Origin of the sequence: Rhodococcus sp. KBS0724 (assembly GCF_005938745.2) — a bacterium.
In the GTDB taxonomy this organism is placed as follows: domain Bacteria; phylum Actinomycetota; class Actinomycetes; order Mycobacteriales; family Mycobacteriaceae; genus Rhodococcus_F.
Window position 1 is genome coordinate 728,799 of record NZ_VCBX02000001.1, and the last position, 25,903, is coordinate 754,701.

The 25,903-nt window shown below is 62.2% G+C and carries 22 protein-coding genes and 1 pseudogene; 14 read left to right on the top strand and 9 right to left on the bottom strand.

The annotated features are described in order from the left end of the window. Nucleotides 1-3: 3 nt before the first annotated feature. Both cysS and rlmB read left to right on the top strand, forming a co-directional pair. Nucleotides 4-1,398, top strand: a complete 1,395-nt coding sequence (cysS, locus tag FFI94_RS03375) for a cysteine--tRNA ligase (protein ID WP_138871744.1) — start codon at nucleotides 4-6, stop codon at nucleotides 1,396-1,398. A gap of 2 nt (nucleotides 1,399-1,400) precedes the next feature. Continuing rightward, a complete protein-coding gene (gene rlmB, locus FFI94_RS03380) occupies nucleotides 1,401-2,378 on the top strand; it encodes a 23S rRNA (guanosine(2251)-2'-O)-methyltransferase RlmB (RefSeq protein ID WP_138871745.1) in 978 nt (325 codons plus the stop codon). Between the two features lie 62 nt (nucleotides 2,379-2,440). On the opposite strand, the gene FFI94_RS03385 is transcribed toward rlmB, so the two are convergent. From FFI94_RS03385 to FFI94_RS03410, 6 genes are all read right to left on the bottom strand, one after another. After that, nucleotides 2,441-3,112 (bottom strand): LpqN/LpqT family lipoprotein, encoded by a 672-nt coding sequence (locus FFI94_RS03385; protein ID WP_138871746.1) that lies wholly within the window; start codon nucleotides 3,110-3,112, stop codon nucleotides 2,441-2,443. 74 nt (nucleotides 3,113-3,186) lie between these two features. Beyond that, nucleotides 3,187-4,047 (bottom strand): biotin-dependent carboxyltransferase family protein, encoded by an 861-nt coding sequence (locus FFI94_RS03390; protein ID WP_138871747.1) that lies wholly within the window; start codon nucleotides 4,045-4,047, stop codon nucleotides 3,187-3,189. A gap of 38 nt (nucleotides 4,048-4,085) precedes the next feature. Then, nucleotides 4,086-4,847, bottom strand: coding sequence for a LamB/YcsF family protein (locus tag FFI94_RS03395; protein ID WP_138871748.1), 762 nt, complete (start codon nucleotides 4,845-4,847; stop codon nucleotides 4,086-4,088). Further along, nucleotides 4,844-5,725, bottom strand: coding sequence for a metal ABC transporter permease (locus FFI94_RS03400; RefSeq protein ID WP_033232545.1), 882 nt, complete (start codon nucleotides 5,723-5,725; stop codon nucleotides 4,844-4,846). Before FFI94_RS03400 ends, FFI94_RS03395 begins: the two co-directional genes overlap by 4 nt. Next, nucleotides 5,722-6,606 (bottom strand): metal ABC transporter ATP-binding protein, encoded by an 885-nt coding sequence (locus tag FFI94_RS03405; RefSeq protein WP_260683830.1) that lies wholly within the window; start codon nucleotides 6,604-6,606, stop codon nucleotides 5,722-5,724. Before FFI94_RS03405 ends, FFI94_RS03400 begins: the two co-directional genes overlap by 4 nt. A 42-nt stretch (nucleotides 6,607-6,648) precedes the next feature. After that, nucleotides 6,649-7,596: a metal ABC transporter solute-binding protein, Zn/Mn family gene (locus FFI94_RS03410; RefSeq protein ID WP_138871749.1), complete on the bottom strand. Its 948-nt coding sequence runs from the start codon at nucleotides 7,594-7,596 to the stop codon at nucleotides 6,649-6,651. A gap of 138 nt (nucleotides 7,597-7,734) precedes the next feature. On the opposite strand from FFI94_RS03410, the gene FFI94_RS03415 reads away from it, so the two are divergent. Beyond that, nucleotides 7,735-8,823, top strand: a complete 1,089-nt coding sequence (locus FFI94_RS03415; protein ID WP_138871750.1) for a LacI family DNA-binding transcriptional regulator — start codon at nucleotides 7,735-7,737, stop codon at nucleotides 8,821-8,823. Here FFI94_RS03415 and otsB read toward each other — a convergent pair. Then, complete coding sequence (otsB, locus tag FFI94_RS03420; protein ID WP_138871751.1) at nucleotides 8,808-11,369, bottom strand: trehalose-phosphatase; 2,562 nt, start codon at nucleotides 11,367-11,369, stop codon at nucleotides 8,808-8,810. The genes FFI94_RS03415 and otsB overlap by 16 nt on opposite strands. A gap of 87 nt (nucleotides 11,370-11,456) precedes the next feature. Beyond that, nucleotides 11,457-12,095 (bottom strand): cholesterol catabolism transcriptional regulator KstR, encoded by a 639-nt coding sequence (kstR, locus tag FFI94_RS03425; RefSeq protein WP_138871752.1) that lies wholly within the window; start codon nucleotides 12,093-12,095, stop codon nucleotides 11,457-11,459. Nucleotides 12,096-12,189: 94 nt separating this feature from the next. Here kstR and FFI94_RS03430 point away from each other — a divergent pair, with 94 nt between their 5' ends. The 6 genes and pseudogenes from FFI94_RS03430 (at nucleotide 12,190) to FFI94_RS03455 (ending at nucleotide 19,007) form a co-directional block, all read left to right on the top strand. Then, entirely contained in the window at nucleotides 12,190-14,337 is a 2,148-nt protein-coding gene (locus FFI94_RS03430; RefSeq protein WP_138871753.1) for an acyl-CoA dehydrogenase, read from the top strand. Nucleotides 14,338-14,410: 73 nt separating this feature from the next. Continuing rightward, nucleotides 14,411-15,287 (top strand): annotated as a pseudogene (locus FFI94_RS03435) (acyl-CoA dehydrogenase family protein). Then, nucleotides 15,272-16,423, top strand: coding sequence for an acyl-CoA dehydrogenase family protein (locus tag FFI94_RS03440; RefSeq protein WP_138871754.1), 1,152 nt, complete (start codon nucleotides 15,272-15,274; stop codon nucleotides 16,421-16,423). Before FFI94_RS03435 ends, FFI94_RS03440 begins: the two are co-directional and overlap by 16 nt. A gap of 9 nt (nucleotides 16,424-16,432) precedes the next feature. Then, nucleotides 16,433-17,413: a bifunctional MaoC family dehydratase N-terminal/OB-fold nucleic acid binding domain-containing protein gene (locus tag FFI94_RS03445; RefSeq protein WP_138871755.1), complete on the top strand. Its 981-nt coding sequence runs from the start codon at nucleotides 16,433-16,435 to the stop codon at nucleotides 17,411-17,413. Continuing rightward, complete coding sequence (locus tag FFI94_RS03450) at nucleotides 17,410-17,841, top strand: MaoC family dehydratase (RefSeq protein ID WP_138871756.1); 432 nt, start codon at nucleotides 17,410-17,412, stop codon at nucleotides 17,839-17,841. Before FFI94_RS03445 ends, FFI94_RS03450 begins: the two co-directional genes overlap by 4 nt. Then, nucleotides 17,838-19,007: a lipid-transfer protein gene (locus tag FFI94_RS03455; RefSeq protein WP_138871757.1), complete on the top strand. Its 1,170-nt coding sequence runs from the start codon at nucleotides 17,838-17,840 to the stop codon at nucleotides 19,005-19,007. Before FFI94_RS03450 ends, FFI94_RS03455 begins: the two co-directional genes overlap by 4 nt. 95 nt (nucleotides 19,008-19,102) lie before the next feature. On the opposite strand, the gene FFI94_RS03460 is transcribed toward FFI94_RS03455, so the two are convergent. Continuing rightward, nucleotides 19,103-20,419 carry an HNH endonuclease signature motif containing protein gene (locus tag FFI94_RS03460; RefSeq protein WP_138871758.1) on the bottom strand — a complete coding sequence of 439 codons (1,317 nt, stop codon included), beginning with the start codon at nucleotides 20,417-20,419 and terminating at the stop codon, nucleotides 19,103-19,105. Between the two features lie 158 nt (nucleotides 20,420-20,577). Here FFI94_RS03460 and FFI94_RS03465 point away from each other — a divergent pair, with 158 nt between their 5' ends. The 5 genes from FFI94_RS03465 (at nucleotide 20,578) to FFI94_RS03485 (ending at nucleotide 25,852) form a co-directional block, all read left to right on the top strand. After that, nucleotides 20,578-21,579, top strand: coding sequence for a helix-turn-helix transcriptional regulator (locus FFI94_RS03465; protein ID WP_138871759.1), 1,002 nt, complete (start codon nucleotides 20,578-20,580; stop codon nucleotides 21,577-21,579). 154 nt (nucleotides 21,580-21,733) lie between these two features. Continuing rightward, nucleotides 21,734-22,144: a VOC family protein gene (locus FFI94_RS03470; RefSeq protein WP_138871760.1), complete on the top strand. Its 411-nt coding sequence runs from the start codon at nucleotides 21,734-21,736 to the stop codon at nucleotides 22,142-22,144. 121 nt (nucleotides 22,145-22,265) lie between these two features. After that, the gene (locus tag FFI94_RS03475) at nucleotides 22,266-23,459 is read left to right on the top strand and encodes a serine hydrolase (protein WP_138871761.1); all 1,194 of its coding nucleotides are present in this window, start codon (nucleotides 22,266-22,268) and stop codon (nucleotides 23,457-23,459) included. Between the two features lie 90 nt (nucleotides 23,460-23,549). After that, complete coding sequence (locus FFI94_RS03480) at nucleotides 23,550-24,398, top strand: mycofactocin-coupled SDR family oxidoreductase (protein WP_138871762.1); 849 nt, start codon at nucleotides 23,550-23,552, stop codon at nucleotides 24,396-24,398. Then, the gene (locus FFI94_RS03485; protein ID WP_138871763.1) at nucleotides 24,395-25,852 is read left to right on the top strand and encodes an MFS transporter; all 1,458 of its coding nucleotides are present in this window, start codon (nucleotides 24,395-24,397) and stop codon (nucleotides 25,850-25,852) included. The genes FFI94_RS03480 and FFI94_RS03485 overlap by 4 nt, the downstream gene beginning before the upstream one ends. Nucleotides 25,853-25,903 lie beyond the last annotated feature (51 nt).

Sequence of the window (25,903 nt, forward strand, 5' to 3'; positions counted from 1 at the left end):
GTCGTGACCCTGCGCCTATACGACACCGGTACGCGGGCCCTGCGGGATTTTGTTCCGTTGGTCCCCGGACATGCATCGGTGTACCTGTGTGGGGCAACAGTCCAGGGCGATCCCCACATCGGCCACGTGCGGAGCGGCGTCGCATTCGACGTGCTGCGCCGCTGGTTGCTGGCGCACGACAACGACGTTGCATTCGTGCGCAACGTGACGGATATCGACGACAAGATCTTGAACAAGGCCGCCGACGCCGGCCGTCCGTGGTGGGAGTGGGCCACGACGTTCGAGCGTTCCTTCACGTGGGCGTACGACCAGTTGGGTGTATTGCCGCCGTCGATCGAACCGCGGGCCACCGGTCACGTCACTCAGATGGTCTCGATGATGGAACGTCTCATCGCGAACGGTCATGCGTACGCCGCCGGCGGCGACGTCTACTTCGACGTACTGAGCTACCCCGAATACGGCGCACTCTCCGGACACAAGCTCGACGACGTCCATCAGGGTGAGAGCGCCGCCGAGGGCAAGCGTGATCCGCGTGACTTCACGCTGTGGAAGACGGCCAAGCCCGGCGAGCCTTCGTGGCCGACCCCGTGGGGGCCCGGCCGTCCCGGTTGGCATCTCGAGTGCTCGGCCATGGCGGAGTTCTATCTCGGCGCCGCATTCGATATTCATTGCGGTGGAAGGGATTTGGTCTTCCCGCATCACGAGAACGAGATTGCTCAGGCAAAGTGCGTCGGCGACGATTTTGCTCAGTACTGGTTGCACAACGGCTGGGTCACGATGAGTGGCGAGAAGATGTCCAAGTCGCTCGGCAATGTGCTGTCGGTGCCGAATGTCTTGAAAAAGGTTCGCCCGCAAGAACTCAGGTACTACCTCGGTAGTGCTCATTACCGCTCCAACCTCGAATACTCGGACGAAGCCCTCGAAGAGAGTGCCAAGTCGTATCAAGGGCTCGAGACGTTTGTCCTGCGTACGCACAAACGCGCAGGCGGCGTCGAACTCGGGACGTGGACAGAGGGTTTCGCGGAGGCGCTCGACAACGACTTGTCGGTCCCGATCGCGTTGGCCGAGATTCACGGCAAGGCAAGCGCGGGAAATACCGCGCTCGCAGCGGGAGACCTGGGCGCGGCGCGTGTGGCGGCAGGTCAGGTGCGGGCGATGCTCGCCATCCTGGGCGTCGACCCCCTCGACGCGCATTGGTCGCAGTCCGGTGGCGACACCGAGGCGGCAATGGAAGCTTTGGACGTGTTGGTGCGCGCCGATCTCGATCGGCGGCAGCAGGCACGGACGGAAAAGAACTGGGCGGTGGCGGACGAAGTCCGTGATCGCCTCATCAAGGCGGGTATCGAAGTAACCGATACTCCCGACGGACCCGAATGGTCCCTGAAGGCAGGGCAGTAACAATGGCTGGAAACTCGAGCAGGCGCGGCGCAGTCCGTAAGGGCGGCACCAAGAAGGGCCAGGTTGCCGGTTCCGGTGGCCAGCACAAGCGTGGTCTCGCCGGCCGCGGTGCTACGCCTCCCGCCGAGGCACGTACCAAGCATCCCGCGGCGAAGCGTGCAGCGCGCGCAGCCCGTGCGGACGAGAAGCAGAACCAGGGCCGCGGTGGCCGTCCGGGTCCCGGACGCAAGGTTCTCGACGGTCCCGAGACCGTGCTCGGTCGCAACCCGGTTGTGGAGTGCCTGCGCGCGGGTGTTCCGGCGACGGCGCTGTGGGTGGCTGTCGGTACCGAGAGCGACGACCGGTTGAAGGAATCCGTTCAGCGGGCTGCCGACGCCGGTATCTCCATCCTCGAGGTACCGCGCTCGGATCTGGATCGCCTCAGCGCCAACGGTCTTCACCAGGGCATCGCTCTGCAGGTTCCGCCGTACCGTTACGCGCACCCGGACGATCTCCTGTCGGAGGCACGTAAGCACGCCGAGCCGCCGCTGCTCGTCGCGCTGGACAACATCACCGACCCACGCAACCTCGGCGCCGTCGTGCGTTCGGTTGCGGCTTTCGGTGGACACGGCGTCGTGATTCCGGAGCGTCGTAGTGCCAGTGTCAGTGCCGTCGCTTGGCGTACCAGCGCCGGTGCTGCTGCTCGTCTGCCGATTGCTCGCGCCACCAACCTCACTCGCACGCTCAAGGACTGGGCGTCCAAGGGTGTTCAGGTTGTGGGCCTCGACGCCGGCGGCGACACCACTCTCGACGATTTCGACGGCAGTGGTCCCGTGGTGATCGTTGTCGGTTCCGAGGGCAAGGGACTCTCACGTCTCGTCCGCGAGAACTGCGACGCGATTCTGTCCATCCCCATGGCCGGACCCGTCGAGTCGCTCAACGCTTCGGTTGCTGCCGGAGTTGTGTTGGCCGACATCGCTCGTCGTCGCCGCAACAGCTAAAGCATTCAGCCCGGTGCGCGTTTTCCGGTAGTGGTAACAACCGGAAAACGCGCACGGGGTCTTTAGCCGAATTCGATCGAGGTGTTGATTTCCTCGACCTGGTCGGAGAGCGCCATGTCTTCGGTGTCGGTGAATTGATTCGCGAAGCTCACGAGGTATACGGGGGATGATTCGTCAGCCTGGTAGGCGATGACGGTCATGACCGCGTACAGGGGAACGTTCACATTCGGCGGCGTCCACGTTCCGGCGACTCGGATGGCTTTCTGCCCGTCGATGTCGAGGTCGACCTTGTTCGCCTCGGTCCATCCGGCGAGCATGCCGAGCGAGGTCTGAGCGCCGGCAAGAACCGCATCGGGGCTTACAGTTCCCTGACTTTCCACGGTCAACGTCGTGTTCGGCATGAACCTGTTGGCATCGGTCTGGTTGCTCCACAGGATGTCCGTGACGCTTCCGGTCGTGCCTTCCTGGGTCTGCGACCATCCGTCCGGCAGGCTGACGCTGATGACCGGTGCGTCGGCGTCGGTGCCGGAGTTGAGGGTGACGCGCTCGCCGCTGAAGCTGATGCTCTCATCCGACGTCGTTGCCGCAGCGGCCGAGCTGGCTACGGAACTGGTCTCAGAGGTGGTTTCGGAGGTCGCCTCGCCGTCGTCGGAGCTGCTGCATCCCGAAAGAACAAGTGCTGCGGTGATCAAACTGGCTGTGCCCAGAGCGATTGTGCTGCTCTTTATACCCATAGTGTTCAGTTCCTTCGGCTTCTTCACGACGGCCGTGCGCCGACGCCAGCAGTGGCTGAGACTATCAGCGTCGACTACGCCACCCGGAAGGTAACCGAACTTCCCGGTCTCATTTGCGCCAACGCGGCAACGCCGGGGTCGGTGACAACAGCGATCACCGGATACCCGCCGGTTACGGGATGATCAGCCAGGAATATCACCGGATGACCACTCGGGGGTACTTGAATCGAACCGGCAACGACGCCTTCGCTGGGCAATTCACACGTTCGTGAGCGATGCAGCGGTCCGGGGCCGTGTAGTCGAACGCCGACACGATCGGTGTCCTCGGTGACGGTCCAGGCGTGGTGCAGCAAGGCGTGCACGGATGCCGGCGTGAACCAGTCGTCGCGCGGTCCGAGCGTGATGCCGAGTGGAACCGGGCAGGGGATGGGCGCAGGCGGCGGGATGAAGTCCTCGATCGGCCACGCGGCTTCTTCAACTCCGACGAGCAGGTAATCGCCCGCACGCAAGGGTGCTGGGCCGAGTTCGGAGAGTGTGTCGGTGGAGCGACTGCCGAGAGTTTCCGGGACGTCGATGCCGCCGCGGACGGCGAGATAGGTCCGCAGTCCGGTTGTGCTGTAGCCGATTTCGAGAAGGTCGCCGCTATCGAGTTGGAGAGTGGAGTAGTCGGCAACCGGGTGGGCGTTGACGGTCAACGGTGCCCTCGCTCCGGTGACCGCGACGGTCAACGGCCCGGCAGCCCGTGCCGCGAATCCGCCCGTCGTGATTTCGAGCGTGGCGGCGTGAAGTGTGTTTCCCACCAGCCTGTTTGCAGCGTCGTGGGAGATCAGATCAGCGGCGCCCGAGCGGCCGACGCCGATGGCCGCACAACCCACCCGTCCATGATCCTGGACGGTGGTCAACGGGCCGGGGCGAACGACATCGAGCCATGCCATGAAGCCATTGTCCCGCAGTGAAGATTCCGGCGCAGGAATCAGGTGAAGGGCGTGATCGCGACGTCGGACGCGGTGAGCAGTCTCCGGATTTCGGTAGCCATGTCGACGGCGGCCGGGGTATCACCGTGTACGCAGACCGAGTCGGCACGCACCATCACACGGCTTCCGTCAACGGCGTCGACGACTCCCTCGATTACTATCCTGCGCACCCGTTCGGCGATGGTAACCGGGTCGTGAAGCACTGCACCTGGCTGGTTTCTAGGCACCAACGTCCCCTCCGGTGTGTACGCGCGGTCGGCGAAGGCTTCGGTCACGACTGCCAGGCCGGCCGCTTCCGCCTCGGCCAGGAACACCGAATTCGGCAGACCGAGAACGGGGAGGGACGCGTCGTAGCTCCGAACGGCGTCGACAACGGCCCGCGCTTGTTCGCGGTGGTGCACTATCGCGTTGTAGAGCGCTCCGTGAGGTTTGACGTACGTGACGCGGGAGCCGGCGACACGAGCCAGTCCGTCGAGTGCCCCTAGTTGATAAATGACGTCGGCTGCGAGATCGGCGGGGGAGACGTCGATGAAGCGTCGGCCGAACCCCGAAAGATCGTTGTATCCGACCTGCGCGCCGATCCGCACGTCTTGTGCAACGGCGGAGCGGCAGGTCGCCAACAGGTTGGTCGGATCACCCGCGTGAAAACCACACGCGATGTTGGCGCTGGTGACCACGGCTAGCATGGCGTTGTCGTCACCGAGCGTCCACGCGCCGTAGCCCTCGCCGAGATCGCTGTTCAAGTCGACGCGGATCGTCATGCGTGCGCCGGAATCCGTCCGGCATTCTTGCGTCGCGCAGAACCGGTGAGGCGGCACACCAGGTAGATGACAAACGACACCGTGGTGACGAAGCTGGATACCGGAACACCCGGTGCGAGGGAGAGCAGGATGCCGCCGACAGCGGCGAGTTCGGCGAAGACCACAGACAAGATGGTTGCCTTGAGCGGGCTCGCGGTGACGTAGGCGGCAGCCGCAGCCGGAGTGATGAGCAACGACATCACCAGCAGTGCGCCCACGATCTGAACGCCGAGGGCCGCCGTGATGCCGACCAGAACCGCAAAGACTATCGACAGTGCGCGTACCGGAACACCGCGTGCTGCAGCCACTTCAGGATCGGTACTGGCGAACAGCAAAGGGCGGTAGATGAATCCGAGTGTGCCGATCACGATGACGGCGCACAGAAGAAGCAGTTCGAGTCCGCTGTTGCCCGGTGCAACGATCTGACCGACCAGCAGTGAAAAGCTGGTTCCCGTGCGGCCGTCGTACGCCCAGAGGAACAGCACCGACAGTCCGAGCCCGAAGGCCATGATGACGCCGATCACCGAATCACGGTCTCGTGCTTTGGCTCCCAGGAGCCCGAACAGAACTGCCGCGACCACCGAACCGACAATTGCTCCGGCGCCGACACTGACTCCGACAAGCAGGGCAGCCGACGCGCCGGTCAGCGACAGTTCACTGGTTCCGTGGACGGAGAACGACATTTGCCGGCTCACGATGAGCGGGCCGATAATGCCGGCCAACAATCCGAGGATCGCGCCGGCGATCAATGCCTGCTGGACGAAGTCGTACTGCAGAAGGTCGACGGTGGCGGACACGTCGAACATCCGCGACATCGCGTCGGTGAATTTGTTGCTCACGCGTGATCCTCATCGCTGTGGTGGACGCCTTCGCCCGGACGCAGGCCGCCCGCGCTGCCGAGAGCGTCGATGGCGTCGCCGGTGCCGACAACAACGAGGCGGCCACGAACTTTCAGTACTTCGACGTCGGTGTTGTACAGATCCGAGAGAACCTCAGATGTCATCACCTCGGCCGGCGTTCCGATGCGGAACTTGCCGTCGACCAGATACAGCACCCGATCGACGAGCGGAAGGATCGGATTGATCTCGTGGGTAACGAACAACACGGCCGTGTTGTGGGTGCGTCGACGCTTGTCGATCAACGTCGAGACCAGATGTTGGTTGGCGAGGTCGAGGCTGAGCAGCGGTTCGTCGCACAGCAGGATCTTCGGATCGCCGACCAACGCCTGCGCAATACGCAATCTCTGTTGCTCACCGCCGGACATGGAACCGATAGGGGCGTCCGCGAAGGCTTCGGCGCTGACCTGTGCGATGGCGTTGTCGACGATCGCGCGTCGACGCCCGCGACGCAGCAGGCCCGTTCCCCACTGATGTCCGTCGACACCGAGACCGACAAGGTCACGCCCGCGCAGCGGAAGTCCGTCGTCGATGGATTTCTGCTGCGGGATGTAACCGACGTGCGAGTTTCCGGCGCGGGCCGGGGTTCCGGCGATTTCCGCGCTGCCGCCGCTGAGTTGTAGCTGCCCCAGCAGAATTTTCAGAAGTGAGGTCTTGCCGGAGCCGTTCGGGCCGAGCACGGCGATGAACTCACCGGGCTGAACCTCGAGGTCGAGGCCGTCCCAGAGGGTGCGGGCGCCGAAGGACAATCGGGCGTCCTTCAGGGCGACTGCGGGCACGGCATTTGTTGCCGACGCCGTTGTATTCGCGGAGGTTTCTGTCACAAGCCGATCGGTTCTTCTCGGAAATTCAAGTGGGCAAGATAATTACTGGGCAGAGAGGGCGTTGGCGAGCGACTCCGCGGTCTGCGTCTGCCACTGAATGTAGTCCAGGCCTTCGGGGAGAGTCTCCGTAACCTCGACGACGGGCACGCCTGCCTTCTCGGCGGTGGAGCGCATGTCCTGCGTCACTTTGTCCTGCGTCTGAGTGTTGTAGACGAGCGCCCGGGCCGCTTTGTCCGACAGCAACTGGCGTGTTGCGGCGATCGCGGCCGGTGACGGATCGTTGCCGTCTTCGATTGCGCTGGTGAATTCCTCGGGGGTTGCGTCCTTCAGTTCGGCGGCAACCAGCAGGTAGTGCGCGATGGGCTCGGTCTGCGCGACCGACTCGCCGCCGTGGGCAGCGGCGATCGAATCGGTGACGGCGGTGATGCCGGCCAGCGTCTGGCTGTATGCCTGTGCGTTTGCCTCGTACGTCGACGCGTTGTCCGGGTCCAGTGCACTGAGTTGGTCGGCGACGGAGTGGGCCACTGCGTCGACGGTGGGGATGTCGAACCACACGTGCTCGTTGACGGCGCCGTGTGTGTGACCGTCGTGCGACTCACCGGCGGTCTCACCGGCGTGGATACCACCGTCGAGCAGGTCGTAGGCGTTGACGGTTTTCTGGTCGCCCTTGCCGGCGTCGAGGATGTCGGTGACAAATTGGTCGTAGCCACCGCCGTTGTAGACGACGAGAGAGGCGTCGGTGATCTTGGCAGCCTGAGCCGGGGTGGCTTCGAAGGAATGCGGATCTGCAGACGGCTCGTCGATGATGGAGGTGACGGTGAGAGCGTCGCCCGCCACGGCCTGCGCGACGTTGCCCCACACGTTTGTCGAGGCGACGACGGAGATGCCGTCGTCGCCGGTTTTTTCGGAGCCGCAGGCCGTCAGTGCCATGGCCGCTGCGACCGAGATGGTGGCGAGGGCGGCGATGCGGATTTTGGACGACGAGCGCACGAATTTTCTCCTGTACGAAGTGTGGGCTAAATGCTATTGGAAACCGTTACCGTTACACATTAGCCCATAATCGCTGGTAGGTCATGTTCGGTTCAGCCCCGTCGTGCCGACTTTGACGGGTACCGATAACGTCCGTCTATGCCCCGGTCCCGTCAGCCACGCCGTCAAGCCACTTTGGCGTCGCTCGCCGCCGAGCTCAATGTGTCGAGAACAACAGTCTCGAACGCGTACAACCGACCCGATCAGCTCTCTGTCGAGCTCCGGGATCGGGTGCTCCAAGCGGCTAAGCGACGCGGATATCCCGGACCCGATCCGGTCGCCCGTTCCTTACGTACCCGCAAAGCCGGTGCCGTGGGACTTCTGCTCACCGAAGCGCTCAGTTACAGCTTCCGTGACCCGGCCGCCATGAGCTTCCTGGCGGGCCTCTCGGAATCCTGCGAGGAAGCGGGCCAAGGTCTGCTCCTGATTCCCGCCGGACCAGGGCGAGACGAGGTGGATGCCGCCGCGGTAGTGCAGCAGGCCGGCGTCGACGGTTTTGTCGTCTACTCGGTTGCCGACGACGACCCGTATCTTGCCGCCGTGCTCGAACGCCACATTCCCATCGTCGTGTGCGACCAGCCGCGCGAAATCCCCGGTGCGTCTCTCGTGGGTATCGACGACCGCGCTGCCATGCGTAAGGTCGCCGATTACCTCATCGGCTTGGGCCATACCGAGATCGGTGTGCTGTGCATGCGGCTCGGGCGCGACCGGATGGACGGTGTTGTCAGCCAGGAACGGCTGAAGTCGCCGCACTTCCACGTTCAGCGTGAGCGGATCGAAGGCGTGCGCGACGCGATGTCGGCATCGGATCTGGATCCGCTTTCTCTGACTGTGATCGAGCGGTACGTCCACACCACGCAGTCCGGGCACTCGGCGGCGGCGGAGGCGCTTGCGACCAATCCGAAGATCACGGCACTGATCTGCACCACCGACGTACTTGCCTTGGGCGCTCTGGACTGGGCGCGATGGCAGGGCATCGATGTGCCGGGACAGTTGTCGATCACCGGGTTCGACGGTGTCAGCGAGGCACTTCGCGAATCGCTGACCACCGTGCGCCAGCCGCAGGAGGAGAAAGGACGGCGCGCCGGCGCACTTCTGATGTCGCCGTCCGGTTCCGGTGTGCCGATCATCGAGATGCTCGAGACCGAACTACTGGTCGGCCGTACGTCTGGTCAGGCCAAGAGCTGAGCGGGTAAGTCCAAGAGCTGAGCGCAGCGGAGTAGGCCGAGATGGCTGTAGGCCTGGGGGTGGTTGCCGAGTGACCGTTCGGCGACCGGGTCGTACTCTTCGGCGAGTAGACCGGTAGGACCTGCTGCGGCAACCAGTTGGTCGAACAGCGCCTCTGCTTGCAGGCGTTGTCCGATCAGGAGGTACGCCTCGACCAACCATGCTGCGCAGAGGTGGAATCCACCCTCGATGCCGGGTAGGCCGTCGTCGTGGTGGTATCGATACACCGTTGAGCCGCTACGTAATTCGGCTTCGGTAGCGACTACCGTCGCGGCAAATCGAGGGTCTTCCGGATCGATCAGCCCGGACAGTCCGATGTGGAGGGTGGCGGCGTCGAGATCTACACCGTCATATGCGGCGGTGTACGACTGGACGTCGTCCTTCCAGCCCTTGTGGCGCACCTCGTCGGCGATCTCGTCGCGCAATTCGGCCCACTCCGGCAACGCCGTTCGGCCGAAGCGGTCAGCCAGCTTCACGGCGCGGTCGACGGTCACCCACCCCATCACCTTGGAGTAGACGTGATGGCGAGGGTTGTCGCGGATCTCCCAGATGCCGTGGTCAGGTTCGAACCACCGTCGTTGAACGGCTTCGACCATGGCGCCCACCAGTTCCCAGTCGCGGTCGCTCAAAGGCTCGGCAGCCCCGGCCTTTTCGCGGGCATCGGCCAGATGGACGATCAGTTCTACGATGGGGCCGAAGACGTCCAGTTGGACTTGCTGATTGGCAGCGTTGCCAACCCGCACCGGGCGGGATCCGGCGTACCCGGGCAGAGAGTCGATCACGGCCTCCGGCGGCAGTGACGTGCCGTTCAACGTGTACAGCGGGTGCAGACGCTCCGGGCCCGGCAGTGTTTCGAGGACGCGGTGGACCCAGTCGAGGTACTCCTCGGCCTCGTGGGTGGACCCGACGCTCACGAGAGCTGTTGCGGTGAGCGCAGCGTCGCGTAACCAGCAGTAGCGATAATCCCAGTTTCGGACGCCGCCGATTTCTTCCGGCAGCGACGTGGTTGCCGCGGCCATGATGGAACCGGAGTCTGCGTGGACGAGTCCGCGAAGCGTGAGGGCGGAGCGTTTCATCAAGTCCGGCTTGAGTTTTGGTAGATCGAGGGTTTTGGCCCAATCGGACCAGTAGTTTTCCGACCGGGCGCGGCGGTCTGCTTCTGGCGCCGGTGACGGGTCCATATCTGTTGTGCCGCATCGTAATTCGAGAATCACGTCACCTTTGGATGGTTCGACGATGGCGTGGGCGGTCTGCTGGTTGCCGTCGGTGGCGATATTCCACTGCACGCCGGGGGATCGCAGCACGTATGGCTCGTTCGTGCCCAGGACGCGGATGCCGTCCTCCACGATTTCGAGCGTGACTTGAGCTTGGCCGAACTCCGGGCGAGGTGCAAACGACACCACCGCATCGGCTCGGCCGGAGATGATGCGGGTGAAGTCGGTTCGGCCCTGTTGCACGTCGTGGGGTAGGTAGTCGGTGACGGACAGGCTGGCCCACCGAGTTTGAACGGTCATGGTGCCGTCGAGGTACTTCTGGCTCAGTGGCAGAGCGGTCCGCCGTGGTCCGACGCTGAAATGTCCGGCAGCGGTCCCACCGAGCAGGTGGGCGAACACCGCCGCGGAGTCGGGTTCGGGGTGGCACAACCACGTCAGGGTGGCGTCTGGCGTTACGAGGGCAACCGTGCGGGGGCTGGCAAGCATGGACAGGCGCTCGATGGGGGGTGCGTCGGCACCCGAAAGCCACGTCCGGCGTTCGTCGAGCAGGAAGGCCAGCGCGGCCGCTACGTCTTCGGTGCTGTCGACGCGGTAGGCGGCAAGGGTGTCGCCCGGACCGACCTTGACGCCGATGTCGGGGCCCGACAGTCTGGCGAAGGCCTTTTCATCGGTGACGTCGTCGCCGATGAAGACCGCGGCGGTTGCGCCGTCCTGGTGCCGGATGAGATCAAGCGCCTGGCCCTTGTCCGTGGCGATCACAGCCAATTCGACCACCGACTTTCCCTCGGTGACCTGCACTCCCGGCCAGAGCGCGGATTCCGTTCGCACGGCGATCAGAGCCTTCTCGGCGTCGTCTTCGGGGGAGTTGCGAACGTGCAGCGCGATGCTGGCAGGTTTCTTCTCCACAGTCGCGCCGGCGGTGTGGGACGCGATCCGGGTCAGTTCGGTGCTGATCTCGCCGAGCAGTTTCTTGGCGTCGGCGTCGATGGCGTGAACAAATCCGATGTCGAATTCGGAGCCGTGACTGCCGACCAGCTGTACTTCGGCGGGGAGACGGGAGAGTGCGGCGAGGTCTTTGAGCGCGCGCCCGGAGATAACTGCTGCGGTGGTTGAAGCCAGGCTGGCGAGCGAGCGAAGGGCGCGGACCGACTCCGCGCGTGGATACGCCTTCTCCGGATCCGCGACGATGGGTGCCATGGTCCCGTCGTAATCAGAAGCGACCAGCAACCGTGGAGTCTGGGCCACGGCTGAGAGGGCTCGACGGAGTTCGATGGGGAGATCCTGTGCGCTCACCTCTTCAAATCTAGGTGATTACGAGCGTCCTGGCTCGGTACGTCAGCTCAACGGGTGCACAGAACCAATTGTCGGTCCGGATTATCCCTATGCGGGTCTGCGGGATCCGTCGCCGAGCAACAGCTCAACGGTCAATTCCAGGCGATTGGCGACGTCGGTGGCCGATGATCGTCGTGTGAGCCAAGCCACGAGATTGGACAGCCACACATCGGAGATGACGCGGGCGATAGCCAGCTGCTCGTCGTTCGGTTCCTCTTCGGTCATGGCACGGGCAAACAATCGGTCCATCAATTGGCCCACCTGATCGACCTCGGCGGCAGCGGACGCGTCGGCGAACATGAACGCGCGTGTCATCGCTTCGGTGAGCAGTGGATCGCGTTGCATTGCACGGGTGATCAGACTCAGGATCAGCTGCATGCGCTCGAGCGGGCTGGTTCCGGGTGGAATCTTGCCTCGGGAGTCGATCTTCTCGAACTCGCGCGCGAGAGCGGAAACCAGGAGGTGCACCTTCGACGGAAAATATCGGTAGAGCGTTCCGACGGCAACATCCGCACGCTCGGCCACCGCACGCATCTGGACGGCTTCGTATCCGCCCTTGGACGCCAGTGTCAGTGTGGCATCGAGAATCCGCTTGCGACGTTCGCGCTGCGCGTTGGAGCTGAGATCGTCGTCTCCGAGTGTCGCGGATGCGACGGCAGTGGAGCGGGATCGGGATGTTGCGGTCATCGACAAATTCCTTCGCGCCTTGACTCATGGCCAGGTGTCATATTAGAACACGTTCTAAACAATTGTGTCACTAATGGAGAGGTGGGAACCAGTTGTGACTATCGCCACGACCGATGAACAACGGGCAGTCCAGGAGTCGATCGAGGCGTGGGCGCGATCGGCGGCGCCGATGGACATGGTACGCCGTGGACCAGCGAATTCGTGGCGCCAGGGTTGGTCGGATTTTGCATCTTTGGGGCTTTTTTCCGTCGCTGTGCCCGAGTCGGTGGGCGGGTCGGGAGCTGAGATCGTAGATCTGGCCGCAATGCTCGAGCAGGCCGCAATCGAACTTGTGCCGGGTCCCGTTCTCACTACGGCGCTGGTCGCGTTGGTGGTCGGTCGCAGCGCAACCCCTGCGGCAAAGCGCTGGTCCGAGGCGCTCGCAGACGGTGAGATTCCCTGTGCTGTCGTATTGGACGAAAGACCAGTTGCCGCAACGCCTACCAAATCCGGAGGGCTCGAACTTCACGGTGACGGCGGTTTTGCCTGGGGTGCGGATTCTGGCATGTCGGTACTGGTTTCCGCCGATAGTGGCAATGGCGCCGTGTGGGTGCTCGTCGACGGCGACGCGAATGGCGTCACGTATGACGCGCTCGACACGATTGACAAGTCCCGTCCGTTGGCAAAAGTCTCCTTCGATCGTGTGGTCGTGGATGCAGATCGGATCATCGGCGACACGACGACCGGATCTGTGGCTGATCTTGCTGCAACACTCGCGTCGGCCGAGGCGGCCGGAATTGCGGCGTGGAGCCTGCGGACTGCCGTGGAATACGCGAAGATTCGTGAGCAGTTCGGCAAACCGATCGGTTCCTTTCAGGCGATCAAACATTTGTGCGCCGAGATGTTGTGCCGGGTGGAAAATATCGGCGCCGTCGCCTGGGATGCTGCGGTCGCGGCTGAGTCGGGCGACGAACTTCCGATCGCCGCAGCAGTAGCCGCTGCGGTTTCCCTGGATGCGGCCGTCGACACGGCCAAGGACTGCATCCAGGTGCTCGGCGGAATCGGCTTCACCTGGGAGCACGAGGCGCATTTCTACCTTCGTCGCGCCGTGTCGCTACGTCAGATGATGGGTGGTTCGTCTCGTTGGCGCGCCAGGGTGGCGGAGTTGACGCTCGCCGGATCGCGTCGTCACCTGCAGATCGATCTCAGTGCGTTGGAGTCCGATCGCGCCGAAATTCGCAGTGAAGTAGCACAACTCGTCGCTCTGCCGGAATCGGAGCAGCGCACCGCTCTGGCCGAGTCGGGTTACCTCGCGCCGCATTGGCCGGCGCCGTACGGCAAGGGGGCCAAGGCGGCTCAGCAGATTCTGATCGAGGAAGAGTTGGCTGCGGCCGGTGTCGGCCGCCCCGATCTGGTAATCGGATGGTGGGCCGTGCCAACCATTCTCGAGCACGGAAGCGTCGAACAGATCGAGCGTTTTGCTGTCCCCACTTTGAAAGGGGACATCACGTGGTGTCAGTTGTTCAGCGAGCCCGGAGCTGGATCCGACCTCGCGTCGTTGCGCACCACCGCCGAGAAAGTCGACGGTGGGTGGAAGCTCAACGGGCAAAAGGTCTGGACTTCGCTTGCACGTGAGGCTGATTGGGCGATCTGTTTGGCGCGTACCGATCGCAGTGTGCCGAAGCACAAGGGCATTACGTACTTCCTGCTCGACATGAGGACGCCGGGAATCAGGATTTCGCCGCTGCGGGAGATCACGGGCGATTCACTGTTCAACGAGGTGTTTCTCGACGACGTGTTCGTGCCAGACGACTGTGTCGTCGGGGAGCTCGGCGGCGGCTGGAAGCTGGCCCGAACGACGCTCGCAAATGAGCGGGTCGCCATGAGTGGCGGCTCGTCGCTCGGTGGTGCGATGGAGGAATTGCTGGCGCTGGCAAGCAATCCGGATCCTGTGGTCGCAGACAAGTTGGGCGGTTTGATCGGCACGGCAATGGTGGGATCGCTCTTGGAATTGCGAACGACATTGCGGCAGTTGGAGGGGCAGGACCCGGGACCGGCGTCGAGCGTTCGCAAACTGGTCGGTGTTCGGCAGCGTCAGACCGTCGCCGAGTTCGCGATGGAGTTGGGTGGTCCGGCTGGGTGGGTCGAGGGACCGCTTGCGCGGGAGTTCCTCAACACGCGGTGCCTGTCCATAGCCGGTGGTACGACGCAGATCCTGTTGACCGTCGCGGCAGAGCGAATTCTGGGATTGCCGCGCGAGTGAGAGGTCTACAAATTTGGTCCCATTGGTGGTACAACTAGAACACGTTCTATATTGACGATGGGAATTTGCCAGCGTGGACTTCACCAGAGACGAAACCCAGGATGCGGTGGCCGAGGTGGCTACCGCACTCCTGGACCGCGACCTTCAGCCGGATGCCTTGTGGGCGGCCTTCGCCGAGGCGGATCTGCTCACGTTGGCGCTTCCGGAGCGACTTGGTGGGGAGGGCTTGTCGGTCGCCGACGTGGGCGCCTTGCTCACCGAAGTCGGCCGGGCGGCCGCGCCGATACCGGCGCTTGCCACACTCGGCTTCGGGGTGCTCCCCATCGTCGCTCTCGGCAGCGACGCCCAGCAGGATGAACTTCTCGCCGGTGTGGCCGCGGGACGGGTATTCACCGCTGCCCTGGCTGAGCCTGGTCGCCAGTTTCCGGTGCAGCCGACCGTTGTCGCGCAGAAGGCCGGTGATCGGTACCGCGTCAGCGGGACTGTGCTGGCCGTCCCGTTCGCTGCGAGTGCACACGCTGTATCGCATAGCGCTGGCGAGCATCGGCGCTGTGGTCGACGGGTTGCTCTCCGGAGCGGTGGATCTCACCGCTGCCCATGTCGGATCCCGTGAACAATTCGGTAAGCCGCTCGCAACCTTCCAGGCGGTCGCGCAACAGATCGCCGACGCCTATGTCACTTCCCGGACACTGCATGTTGTGTCACTGTCGGCGTCGTGGCGCGTGTCGGAAGGCCTTGACGCGCAGTCTGATCTGGATGTGATGGCGTACTGGATCGCTCAGGAAATTCCGGCGACCATGCAGGTTCTCCATCACCTGCACGGCGGTTTGGGGGTGGATGTCACGTATCCGCTTCACCGCTATTACGGGGCAGCAAAAGACTTGGCGCGCCTGCTCGGCGGCGCTTCGCATCGACTCGACCTCGTGGGGGCCCGGTGTTCATCGATCTGACCGACAGTCAGCGCGCGTTGCAGGCTGAACTTCGTCGCTACTTCTCGACCCTGATCTCGCCCGACGAGGCCAAGATCATGCGCACCGAACGGCATGGGCCGACCTACCGTGACGTGATCCGCCGAATGGGCAAAGACGGGTGGCTCGGTGTCGGCTGGCCGGTCGAATACGGCGGACGAGGCTTCGGCGAGGTGGAGCAGCAGATCTCTGTCAACGAGGCTGTGCGAGCCGATGTTCCGCTGCCATCGGTCACATTGCAAACGGTCGGCCCCACGTTGCAGAAGTACGGTAGCGAGGAGCAGAAGCAGAAGTTCCTTCCCGCTATCCTGGCCGGTGAAGTGCATTTTGCCATCGGCTACACCGAACCCGAGGCCGGCACCGACCTTGCGGCCTTGCGTACCGGCGCCGTGCGCGCGGGTGACGAGTACATAGTCAACGGCCAGAAAATCTTCACCACCGGTGGACATGATGCGGACTACGTGTGGCTGGCTGTGCGAACTGGAGCAGCAGATTCGCGCCACCGGGGCATCTCGATCCTGATCATGGACACGAAGGATCCGGGGTACACCTGGACACCCATCATTACCTGCGACGGTGCTCATCACGTCAACGCCACTTACTACGAAGACGTCCGCGTTCCGGTGAACATGCTTGTGGGTGAGGAGAATCAGGGTTGGCGTCTCATTACCACCCAGCTCAATCACGAGCGAGTCATGCTCGGACCAGCAGGTCGCGTCGGTGGCATTTACGATCATGTCTTCGACTGGGCTCACCGGGAGGGTCTTCTTGATCACGCCGACGTGCGACGCACGTTGGGGGAGATCCACGCAACCTACCGACTGAACGAACTTCTCAATTGGCAGGTGGCGTCGAGTGATTCGGAGTCGGTTGACGTCGCCGATGCTTCGGCAACCAAAGTGTTTGCCACCGAGCGCATTCAGCGAGTCGGCCGACTGGCCGAGGAAATCGTCGGCCGATACGGTAACCCGCTCGATCCGAAGACCGCTGATCTCATGGAGTGGTTGGACATGCAGGTCAAGCGCAATCTGGTGATTACCTTCGGCGGTGGGGTCAACGAGGTGATGCGTGAATTGATCGCGACTTCCGGCCTGAAGCTGCCAAGAGTTCCGAGATAGGAATTGACTGTGCCAGATCCCATTCTTACTGCCGCAGAGCGGGTTCGCGCGGATGGTCCGAGCGAACCTCGGGCCGGCCGAGATCCTGTGAACGTGCCGATGATCCGCAACTGGGTCGAGGCGATCGGTGACAAGAACCCGATTTACATCGACGAATCCGCAGCGCTCGCGGCTGGGCATGACGGACTGGTCGCTCCGCCGGCCATGGCGCAGGTATGGACGATGCGCGGCCTCGGTGCCATACGCGAATCCGATGATCCATTGGGCCGCATGACGGACATCCTCGACGAGGCCGGATACACCTCCGTTGTTGCAACCAACTGCGATCAGACCTACCACCGTTACTTGCGGCCGGGTGAGGAAGTGACGATCTCATCTGTCTTGGAAGACGTTGTAGGGCCGAAGAAGACGGGCCTGGGGGAGGGCTGGTTCTTCACAACCCGAAGCTTGTGGCATGTCGGTGACGAATTGGTATCCGAGATGATGTTCCGGATCCTGAAGTTTGCTCCGCCGGTCAGTGCGACGGTTCCATCGGATGTGCCCGACGATCTCGATTCTTCTCGAATGCTGCGTCCCACGCCGTCGCTGGACACGCAGTTCTTCTGGGACGGAGTTGCCGCACACGAACTTCGGATTCAGCTGCGCCCCGATGGCAGCGTGCAGCATCCACCGGTGCCCGCGATCTGGAAAGACAAGTCGGCGAAGACCGACTACCTCGTGGCCTCCGGTCTGGGAACCGTATTCAGCTTTGTTGTCCACCATGCGCCCGCAGTGCCCGGCCGCTCTCTTCCGTTTGTGGTTGCACTCGTCGAACTACTGGAAGGTGTGCGCATGCTCGGCGAGCTTCGCGGTGTCGCACCGGCCGATGTCTCGATCGGAATGGCCGTCGAAGCAACGTATCTCGATTTTCCGGGTGATGAAGAGACAGGCGGAACGCCGTGGACCCTGTATGCGTGGGTACCGGTTTCGCAGCAGGAGGAAACTCGATGACCACGGTTTCAGAGATCGCTGTGGGAGAGCAGCTTCCGGTACTCTCGATCTACGGAGACCCGACATTTGTCGTGTCCACGGCGTTGGCAACGCGCGACTTCCAAGACGTGCATCACGATCGTGACCTTGCGCAGCAGCGCGGCTCGAAAGACATCTTTGTCAATATCCTCACCGACACCGGGTTGGTGCAGCGATTTGTCACCGATTGGGCGGGCCCGCGAGCGGTCATCACCTCGATCAAACTCCGGCTCGGGGTGCCCTGGTACGCGTACGACACTCTGACGCTCAGCGGAACCGTCAGCAGCTTCGACGAGGCACTGGTGACGGTTGCCGTGGTCGGCAAGAACAGTCTGGGTGATCACATCACCGCCGAGGTCGTGCTCACATTCACCACGCTGACTTCCACGACGGCGGGAGCTATCGAATGAGCACATTGTCGGGGAAAGCAGCAATCGTCGGTATCGGCGCGACGGACTTCTCGAAGGACTCGAAGCGCAGCGAACTTCGGCTGGCTGCGGAGGCCGTCCAAGCGGCACTGGATGACGCGGGCCTGACACCCGCCGACGTCGACGGACTCACTTCGTTCACCATGGATACCAATACCGAAGTAGCAGTGGCGCGTTCGGTGGGAATTCCGAACCTGAAGTTCTTCAGTCGCATCCATTACGGCGGCGGTGCTGCTGCGGCCACCATCCAGCAGGCAGCTATGGCTGTGGCGACAGGAGTAGCGGACGTCGTTGTTGCCTACCGCGCTTTCAACGAACGCTCCGGTGCCCGGTTCGGCCAGGTGAACTCCGGTCTTGTGGCACAGGTCAATTCATCGGGGACGGACAATGCCTTCTCGTACCCGCACGGATTGGGAACTCCCGCGTCGTTTGTCGCAATAGTGGCGCAGCGGTACATGCACGTGTACGGCGCTTCCAGTGAGGACTTCGGCCGCGTCGCCGTTGCCGATCGCAGACACGCTGCCACAAACCCCAAGGCCTTCTTCTACGGAAAGCCGATCACTCTCGAGGATCACCAGAATTCTCGGTTCATCGCCGAACCACTGCATCTACTCGACTGCTGTCAAGAATCCGACGGCGGTGTTGCCATCGTGGTCACGTCGGCCGAGCGGGCCAAGGATCTGAAGAACACCCCTGCCGTCATTGCCGCCGCAGCGCAAGGCAGCGGAGCCGATCAGTACATCATGACCAGCTACTACCGTGACGGTCTGACCGGACTCCCGGAAATGGGGCTGGTGGGAGATCAACTCTGGTCGCAGAGCGGTTTGCGGCCCGCGGATATGCAGACTGCGATTCTCTACGACCACTTCACGCCCTATGTGCTGATGCAACTCGAAGAACTTGGCTTCTGTGGCAGGGGGGAGGCCAAGGACTTCATTGCCGGTGGCGCAATCGAACTCGGCGGCAAACTCCCGATCAACACTCACGGCGGTCAACTGGGGGAGGCATACATTCACGGGATGAACGGCATAGCCGAAGGTGTCCGTCAGATCCGCGGGACTTCCGTGAACCAGGTCGACGCTGTCACGAACGTATTGGTTACTGCCGGTACCGGAGTGCCGACATCTGGGCTGGTATTGACCCGCTGAACTGCCTGCTCTTGCCACGGCCTGTGGGCTCCTTATCGGATTGTGATGTCCGGTGCGGAGCCTTGGCTGTGTTCTGCTGTGCCTGAGGTGTGTCCTCAGGTCTTGAATGTGTTGTTTGCCGGTCGCGGGTGCTGGTGGGGGTCGATCGCCGGCGGCGGAATGAACCAGGGTTTGTTGTCGGCGCCCATTCGAATCTCCCATTTGCCAACAAATCCGGTTTTGCGGTGCATGAGCCGATGATGTGAACGACACAGCAGGACAAGGTTGTTCATTACGGTGGGGCCGCCGTTTGCCCAGTGTCGAATGTGGTGTGCGTCGGTCCAGGCTGGTACGCAATCGCAGCCCGGGAAGGCGCAGCCTTTGTCGCGGGCGATCAAGGCGACGCGTTGTTCGGCGGTGACCAATCGTTTTCCGGGTCTGGCATCGAGTGGCGCTCCGTGGTTGTCGAGCAGGATTGTGGAGAGGAAGCAGTCGCAGCCGAGGAGTCTGGTCTGCGAGAGGGATAGTGGTCCCATCCACGGCATGTGGCCTACGTCGAGATCGGAGAGGTCCGGATCGAGTGAAGTTTCTTCTTCCGTGGCAGTTTCCTGCGCCGCGCAGTTGCGGTGTTCGGCGAGATCTCGGGCGTTGATGTGAACATTCAGATGTGGCCGCTGGCCGCCGTCGATACCGGTTTTTGCGTTGTCGAGGTAGCGGCGGATCAGTTCGGTGAATCCGTCGGCGGTGCGTTTGGCTGCGGATCGGGCATCAGGGGTTCCGTCCGGTGCTGGGGTGGGCATGGTCAGGTTCGACAGGGCGGAGAGGAGCATTTCGCCGGTGACGGCGTCGAAATCGCCTCGGACGACAACCCGCCCGTTCAATGTTGTGGCGATGCGTAGTTCGTTGCGGTCGACGTCTTCGGCGGGTGGAATGTTGTCGGATTCGAAGAGTCGTTCCAGTGTTGCGATCACGTAGCGAATTTTGGTGGTGGTGGCTTCGACCCCGGAGGCGGCAGCCAGCAAGAGGTCGATGCACTGCGGTAGTGCTTCTTCGGGCATTCCTTTGGGTGGTGATTCGCAGAACGATACGATCAGTGCGGCGTGATCGAACGAGCAATCTCCGGCGTCGAAGCGTTGTGAGACTGCGGGAAATGCCCGCAGTGCGGCGCCGAGGGCGGCGATCTTGTTTCCGGCAGGGATTTGCAGCATCGTGTGTGCCGCCAACCATCGACCGGCACCGCGGTAGCAGAGCACCTGATCGTCCGGGCGTAGCGAGAGTTCGTCGACGACGGCGACGCGGATTGCTTCGAGTCGCAGGATTTCGGCGCTCGCCTCGATTGCGGCGGCACGTAGCTCGGCTGACGGCGCTTGCCACAGCCTGGAACGTAATCCCGCGGCAGACCTGGAAACCACATGTGATGTGTCGATGCTCATTGATGCCCCCCGAATGTGGATCCCCCGATCCGCATCACTTCATTGTAGTCGAATGCCTGTTCGAGTCAAGGGTATTGATGCGATGAACTTTCGAATTGGCTACGGAATGCTTGATCGGCTTGCGTGACCTTCGCCGATTCCGATGCGATACTCGGACCATGTTCGAGAATGCCTTGCTGATCGACGCGGCGGGTCGGCCGACCCAACGGCACCACCAGGCCTTTTCTCAGGACTGGGACCGCATCAAGGAGTGGTCCGACAACGTCTACATGCCATATACGGTCACGCCGATCGGTAGACGATTGCGCCCGGCGTCCGACATGTATTCGGCTTCCGTCGGTCGGATCGACGTCACCCGGTTCTGTTACGGCATCCCGGTCACTGTGGGTGAGTGTTCGCCCGAAGCGGGAAACATTCTTGTTCTGACGACGATTCGTGGGAACGGCCGGCATGCCCTTGGTGGTGGTTCGTCCGTGAATACCGCTGTCGGAGAAACGTTTGTGGCGGACTGCAGTCGGACCGACTATTTCGTGGAGTTCGATGAGAATCATCTGCAGCTGAATTTGACTGTGCCGCATCAACTTGTCGCCGATCATGCTCAGCAGTGGTATGGGCGCGTACCGGATGATCTTCTGTGGCAACACAAATGCTCGATCGGTGGGCGCGGATCAAGCTGGTTGGCGCTGATGGATTACGTGGTGCGGGCGGTCGCAGAGTCACCCGAAGCCCTGTCGCGTGAACGGTTGGGCGCGCGGGTGCAGGAGCTGATTACTGCGCAACTGCTCGAGGAGTGGGCGGCACAGGCCGGTATTGCACTCGGCGCCGGTATCGATTCTGCGGAACCCGTGTATGTACGAGCGGCCGAGGAATATATCGACACTTTCGCTCGATCGGTTCCGACTGCCTCGGAGATCGCGGCAGCGGTCGGAGTGAGCGTTCGGGCGCTCACCGCAGGCTTTCGCCGGTACCGTGACACGACTCCTGGTCAGTTGTTGCGCGAGCGTCGGCTTACCGGAGTGCGAAGTGAACTCCTGTTTTCGGACGGAAGAACAATTTCCGATATCGCCAACGCCTGGGGATACGTCAACCTCGGCATTTTTGCTGCCGGATACCGGAAACGATTTGGGGAATTGCCTTCGCAGACCAGGTCGGGAGCCTGAGCGCGTGGTCTTGGGAAAGTCGTGACACCCCGTTTGCCTCTTCGAGGGTCTGGGTTGATCCGTTGTTTCTTGTCGGAGCCTTCTGCAAGGATTGACGGTGAGAGTGACAGCAATGCCCGGAATACCAAACAGACCTCGCATTAGGAGCTCAGTCATGGCATCTCGACTCAATCCGTACATCAGTTTCAACGGCGACGCCCGTGAAGCGATGGAGTTCTACAAGAGCGTTTTCGGTGGCACGCTCGCGTTGAACACCTTTGGTGAATTTGGTCAGGAGGGCGCCGGAGCAGACAAGATCATGCACGCAATGCTCGAAACCGACGAGGGGTACACCGTGATGGGTTCGGATACTCCTCCCGGTATGCCGTACAACCCGGGTGACAACATCACCGTCAGCCTTAGCGGCGACAACGGTGATGTACTGCGTGGCTACTGGGAGAAGCTTTCTTCCAGCGGAAACGTGTCGATGCCGCTCGAAAAGCAGATGTGGGGCGACGAGTTCGGAGCCTGCGTCGACAAGTTCGGAATTAACTGGGTCGTAAATATCAGCACTCAGCAGAGCTGAGCGATCCGGTCCGGTTCTGCCGAAATCAGACGGAACTTCTGCCGTTTCGAGGCAGAGCCGGGCATGTGATCGTCGTTACATTCTCTCTGACAAAAGAGTTTCAGTCGGACGGAGAAGTGTAATGACGATCGAAGATGTTGCAGGAAAGGCTTTTTCGAAAGAGCGTTTCGACGGTCTGTTGGCGGATGCCGTGCGCGGACCTGATGGTGTCCCCGGCGTGGTTGCAATGATCACCGATCGTGACGGCAACGTCTACGAGGGTTCGGCAGGCGAGCGTGCCGCAGGCTTCGGAGACCCGATGTCCACGGATTCGGTCTTCGCGCTCTTCTCGACAACGAAGGCGATCACCGGAACTGCTGTACTGCAGTGCGCCGAGGAAGGTTTGCTCGATCTCGACGCGCCGGCGGCCAAGTACGTTCCGGAGATCGGCGAGTTGAAGGTTCTCGACGGGTTCGGTGATCAGGGCGAGCCGATTTTGCGGGAACCGAAGCGGGAGATCACCACTCGCATGCTGATGCTCCACACGGCCGGATTCGGCTACGACTTCTTCAACGAGTCGTACAACCGCCTTTCGCAGGAACATGGTCAGCCCAGTGTGATCACGTGCACCAAAGCTGCGCTCACCACTCCGCTGCTTTTTGATCCCGGCGAGAAGTGGGAGTACGGAACCAATCTGGACTGGGCCGGTCAGGTAGTGGAATCCATTCGTGGACAACGACTCGGCGACGTGATGCGAGAGCGGATCTTCGAACCGTTGGAGATGACGGACACCGCATTTTCGATGACGCCGTCGATGAAGGATCGACTTGCCACCATTCATCAGCGCGAAGGTGACGGAACGCTCACTCCGCTCGTGGGATTCGAACTACCCGCCGAGCCTGAGGTGCACATGGGTGGACACGGGTTGCACGGCACGGTCGGTGACTACATGAAGTTCATCCGGATGTGGTTGAACGACGGTGCCGGCAGCCAGGGGCGGGTGTTGTCGCAGGAAACGGTGGCAGCAGCAACCAAGAACGGACTCGAAGGCCAACATGTCGGCCTTCTGCCTGGCGTCATCCCGACGTTGTCCAACGACGCCGAGTTCTTCCCCGGAGTGCCCAAGGGATGGGCGTACTCGTTCATGACGAATGAGGAAGTGGCTCCCACAGGTCGGCCCGCGGGTTCACTTGCCTGGGCTGGACTGGCCAACCTCTACTACTGGATTGATCGGCAAAGCGGCATTGGTGGATTCTGGGCCACGCAGATCCTGCCGTTTGCGGACGCAGGTTCTGTCGGCGGGTACTTGGATTTCGAGTCGGCTGTGTATCGCTGATTCCCGCTGTCCGGGATCGAAAGTCTCTCAGGGCGGGAGTTCGGAGTACTCATGCAGTAAGCGAATGTGTATAACGAACTAGGAGATGGCATGAACAGCCTCGAGGGTAGTTTCGAAGGCAAGGTTGCACTGATCACCGGTGCCGCTCGAGGTCAGGGACGTGCGCACGCTGTTGCGTTTGCCGAGCGTGGCGCAGACATCGTGATCTGCGATCGCTGTGAGAACAGCGACGTCGTCGCCTACCCCCTCGCTACCGAAGAGGATCTTGCCGAAACCGTCCGCCTCGTCGAGGCCACGGGGCGTCGTTGCATCGCAGTCAAGGCGGATACCGCCGACCGCGAAGCAATGGACGCCCTGGTGGCCCGCGCGGAAGCCGAGTTCGGCAAGGTCGATATCGCTGTTGCCAACGCCGGTGTGTCCGTTCCTGCCCCGATTTCCTCGATGACGTCGGCGCAGTGGAATGAAGTCATTTCGTCGAATCTCACGGGTGTCTTCAACACTGTCGCTGCGGTGTCCGGCGGAATGGCAAAGCGTGGTTACGGCCGTATCATCACCATCTCCTCGATGATGGGCCGATCCGGTGGCACGCAGATGGCAGCGTACGGCGCCTCCAAGTGGGGTGTCATCGGACTGACCAAGAGTGTGTCCCTCGAGCTCGCCAACTCCGGTGTCACGGTCAATGCGATTGCGCCGGGCAATATTTCGACGCCGATGATCCACAACGACATGATGTACCACATGATGCGTCCGGATCTCGAAGAACCGACGATGGCCGACGTCGAACCGGTGTACGCAACGCTGCACGCACAGCCCGTCGGGTGGCTCGATCCGTTCGAGATCACTCGCGTCGTCCTGTTCCTCTCAGCTGATGCCAGCGCTCACATGAGTGGCATCGTTGTCCCTGTCGACGCCGGAGTCGCTGCTCGTTCGAACGCTTGACCGTAGAGTCGTCCCGCGCTCAGGTGCGGGCAGCGTGGGTTGTCGGGGTTTTGAGTCTGAGCGGTGTGGTGGTCGCACTGCAGCAGACTCTGGTCGTTCCGCTTCTCCCTGAGTTTGCGACGGCATTGGGAGTCTCCAACTCGACTGCGTCGTGGTTGGTGACATCAACATTGTTGACCGGTGCTGTCGCAACTCCGCTCATCGGCCGGCTAGCCGATATGTACGGCAAGCGGGCCATGATGCTGTTGTGTCTCGGTGTCATGATCGTGGGTTGCTTGATTGCCGCGACCGGTCAGAGTTTCCTCGTTCTTGTACTCGGTCGATCGATGCAAGGCTTCGCCTCCGCGTTGTTGCCCGTCGGGATCAGCATCATGCGCGACGCCCTACCTCCCGAAAAGCTCAGTGGTGCAGTAGCTCTCATGAGCGCGACCGTGGGTGTCGGGGGAATGGTAGGGATGCCGATGGCGGGGGTGCTCTCAGAACAGTGGGGTCTGTCCTCGCTCTTCTGGGTGACTGGCGCGGTCGGTATTGCCGTCGCAGTTGTACTGCCTTTTGTCGTACCGGAATCTGCCGTGAAAAGCCGCGGGCGCTTCGACTTCCTCGGCGCAATAGTCTTCACGGCGGCCATGACCAGCTTGCTTCTTGCCATCTCGAAGGGCACAGAATGGGGTTGGGGAAGTCCGGTCGTTCTGGTTCTCATCGTTGCGGGCATTGTGTTGCTGGGTTCGTGGGTTCCGTGGGAACTTCGCACGTCGGCGCCGCTCGTGGATTTACGAACATCGGTCCGCGCCCCGATCCTGGTATCGAATATCTGTGCACTACTGCTCGGCTTTGCCATGTTCATCAGTTCGTTGGCTGCCACGCAGGAACTGCAGCTTCCCGCGGAATCCGAGTTCGGACTCGGACTGTCCGCGTCGGCAGCGGGGCTGGCAATGTCGCCGGGTGGGCTCTTGATGGTCCTCCTCGCGACAGTTTCACCTAAGGTCACTCGGCGCTGGGGAGCCAAGACAACGCTGGCGACTGGTGCCATCGTCATCGCTTTCGGGTATGTCTTGCGGGTATTCCTCACTCCCACGTTGTTCACCATCATTCTCGGCACAGCGATTGTGTCTGCCGGTGTTGCATTTGCCTTGGCCGCGATGCCGACCTTGATCACCGAGTCGGCTCCACTCGACCAGACTGCCTCCGCAAACAGCGTCAACAGTCTGCTCCGATCCGTGGGTACTTCGACCGGAAGTGCCGTCGCCGCTGCGGTATTGGCCAGTTCGACCGTATTGATCGGCGCCGCAGTTGTGCCGACGCTGCATTCCTTCGAAGTTCTCTACTCGATCGGTGCGGGAGCAGCGTTCCTAGCTGCGATAGTGACATTGGTGGTCCGCGTCGAACGAAAAGACGCTGTTCAGCGGGATCGTCCGGGAGTAAAGGTTCAGTCCGGAGAGACCGTCCGCGACTAATTCCGTAGAAATCTGTCGGGGCTCTGCGTCACACTGGGTTCTCGGGTTGGA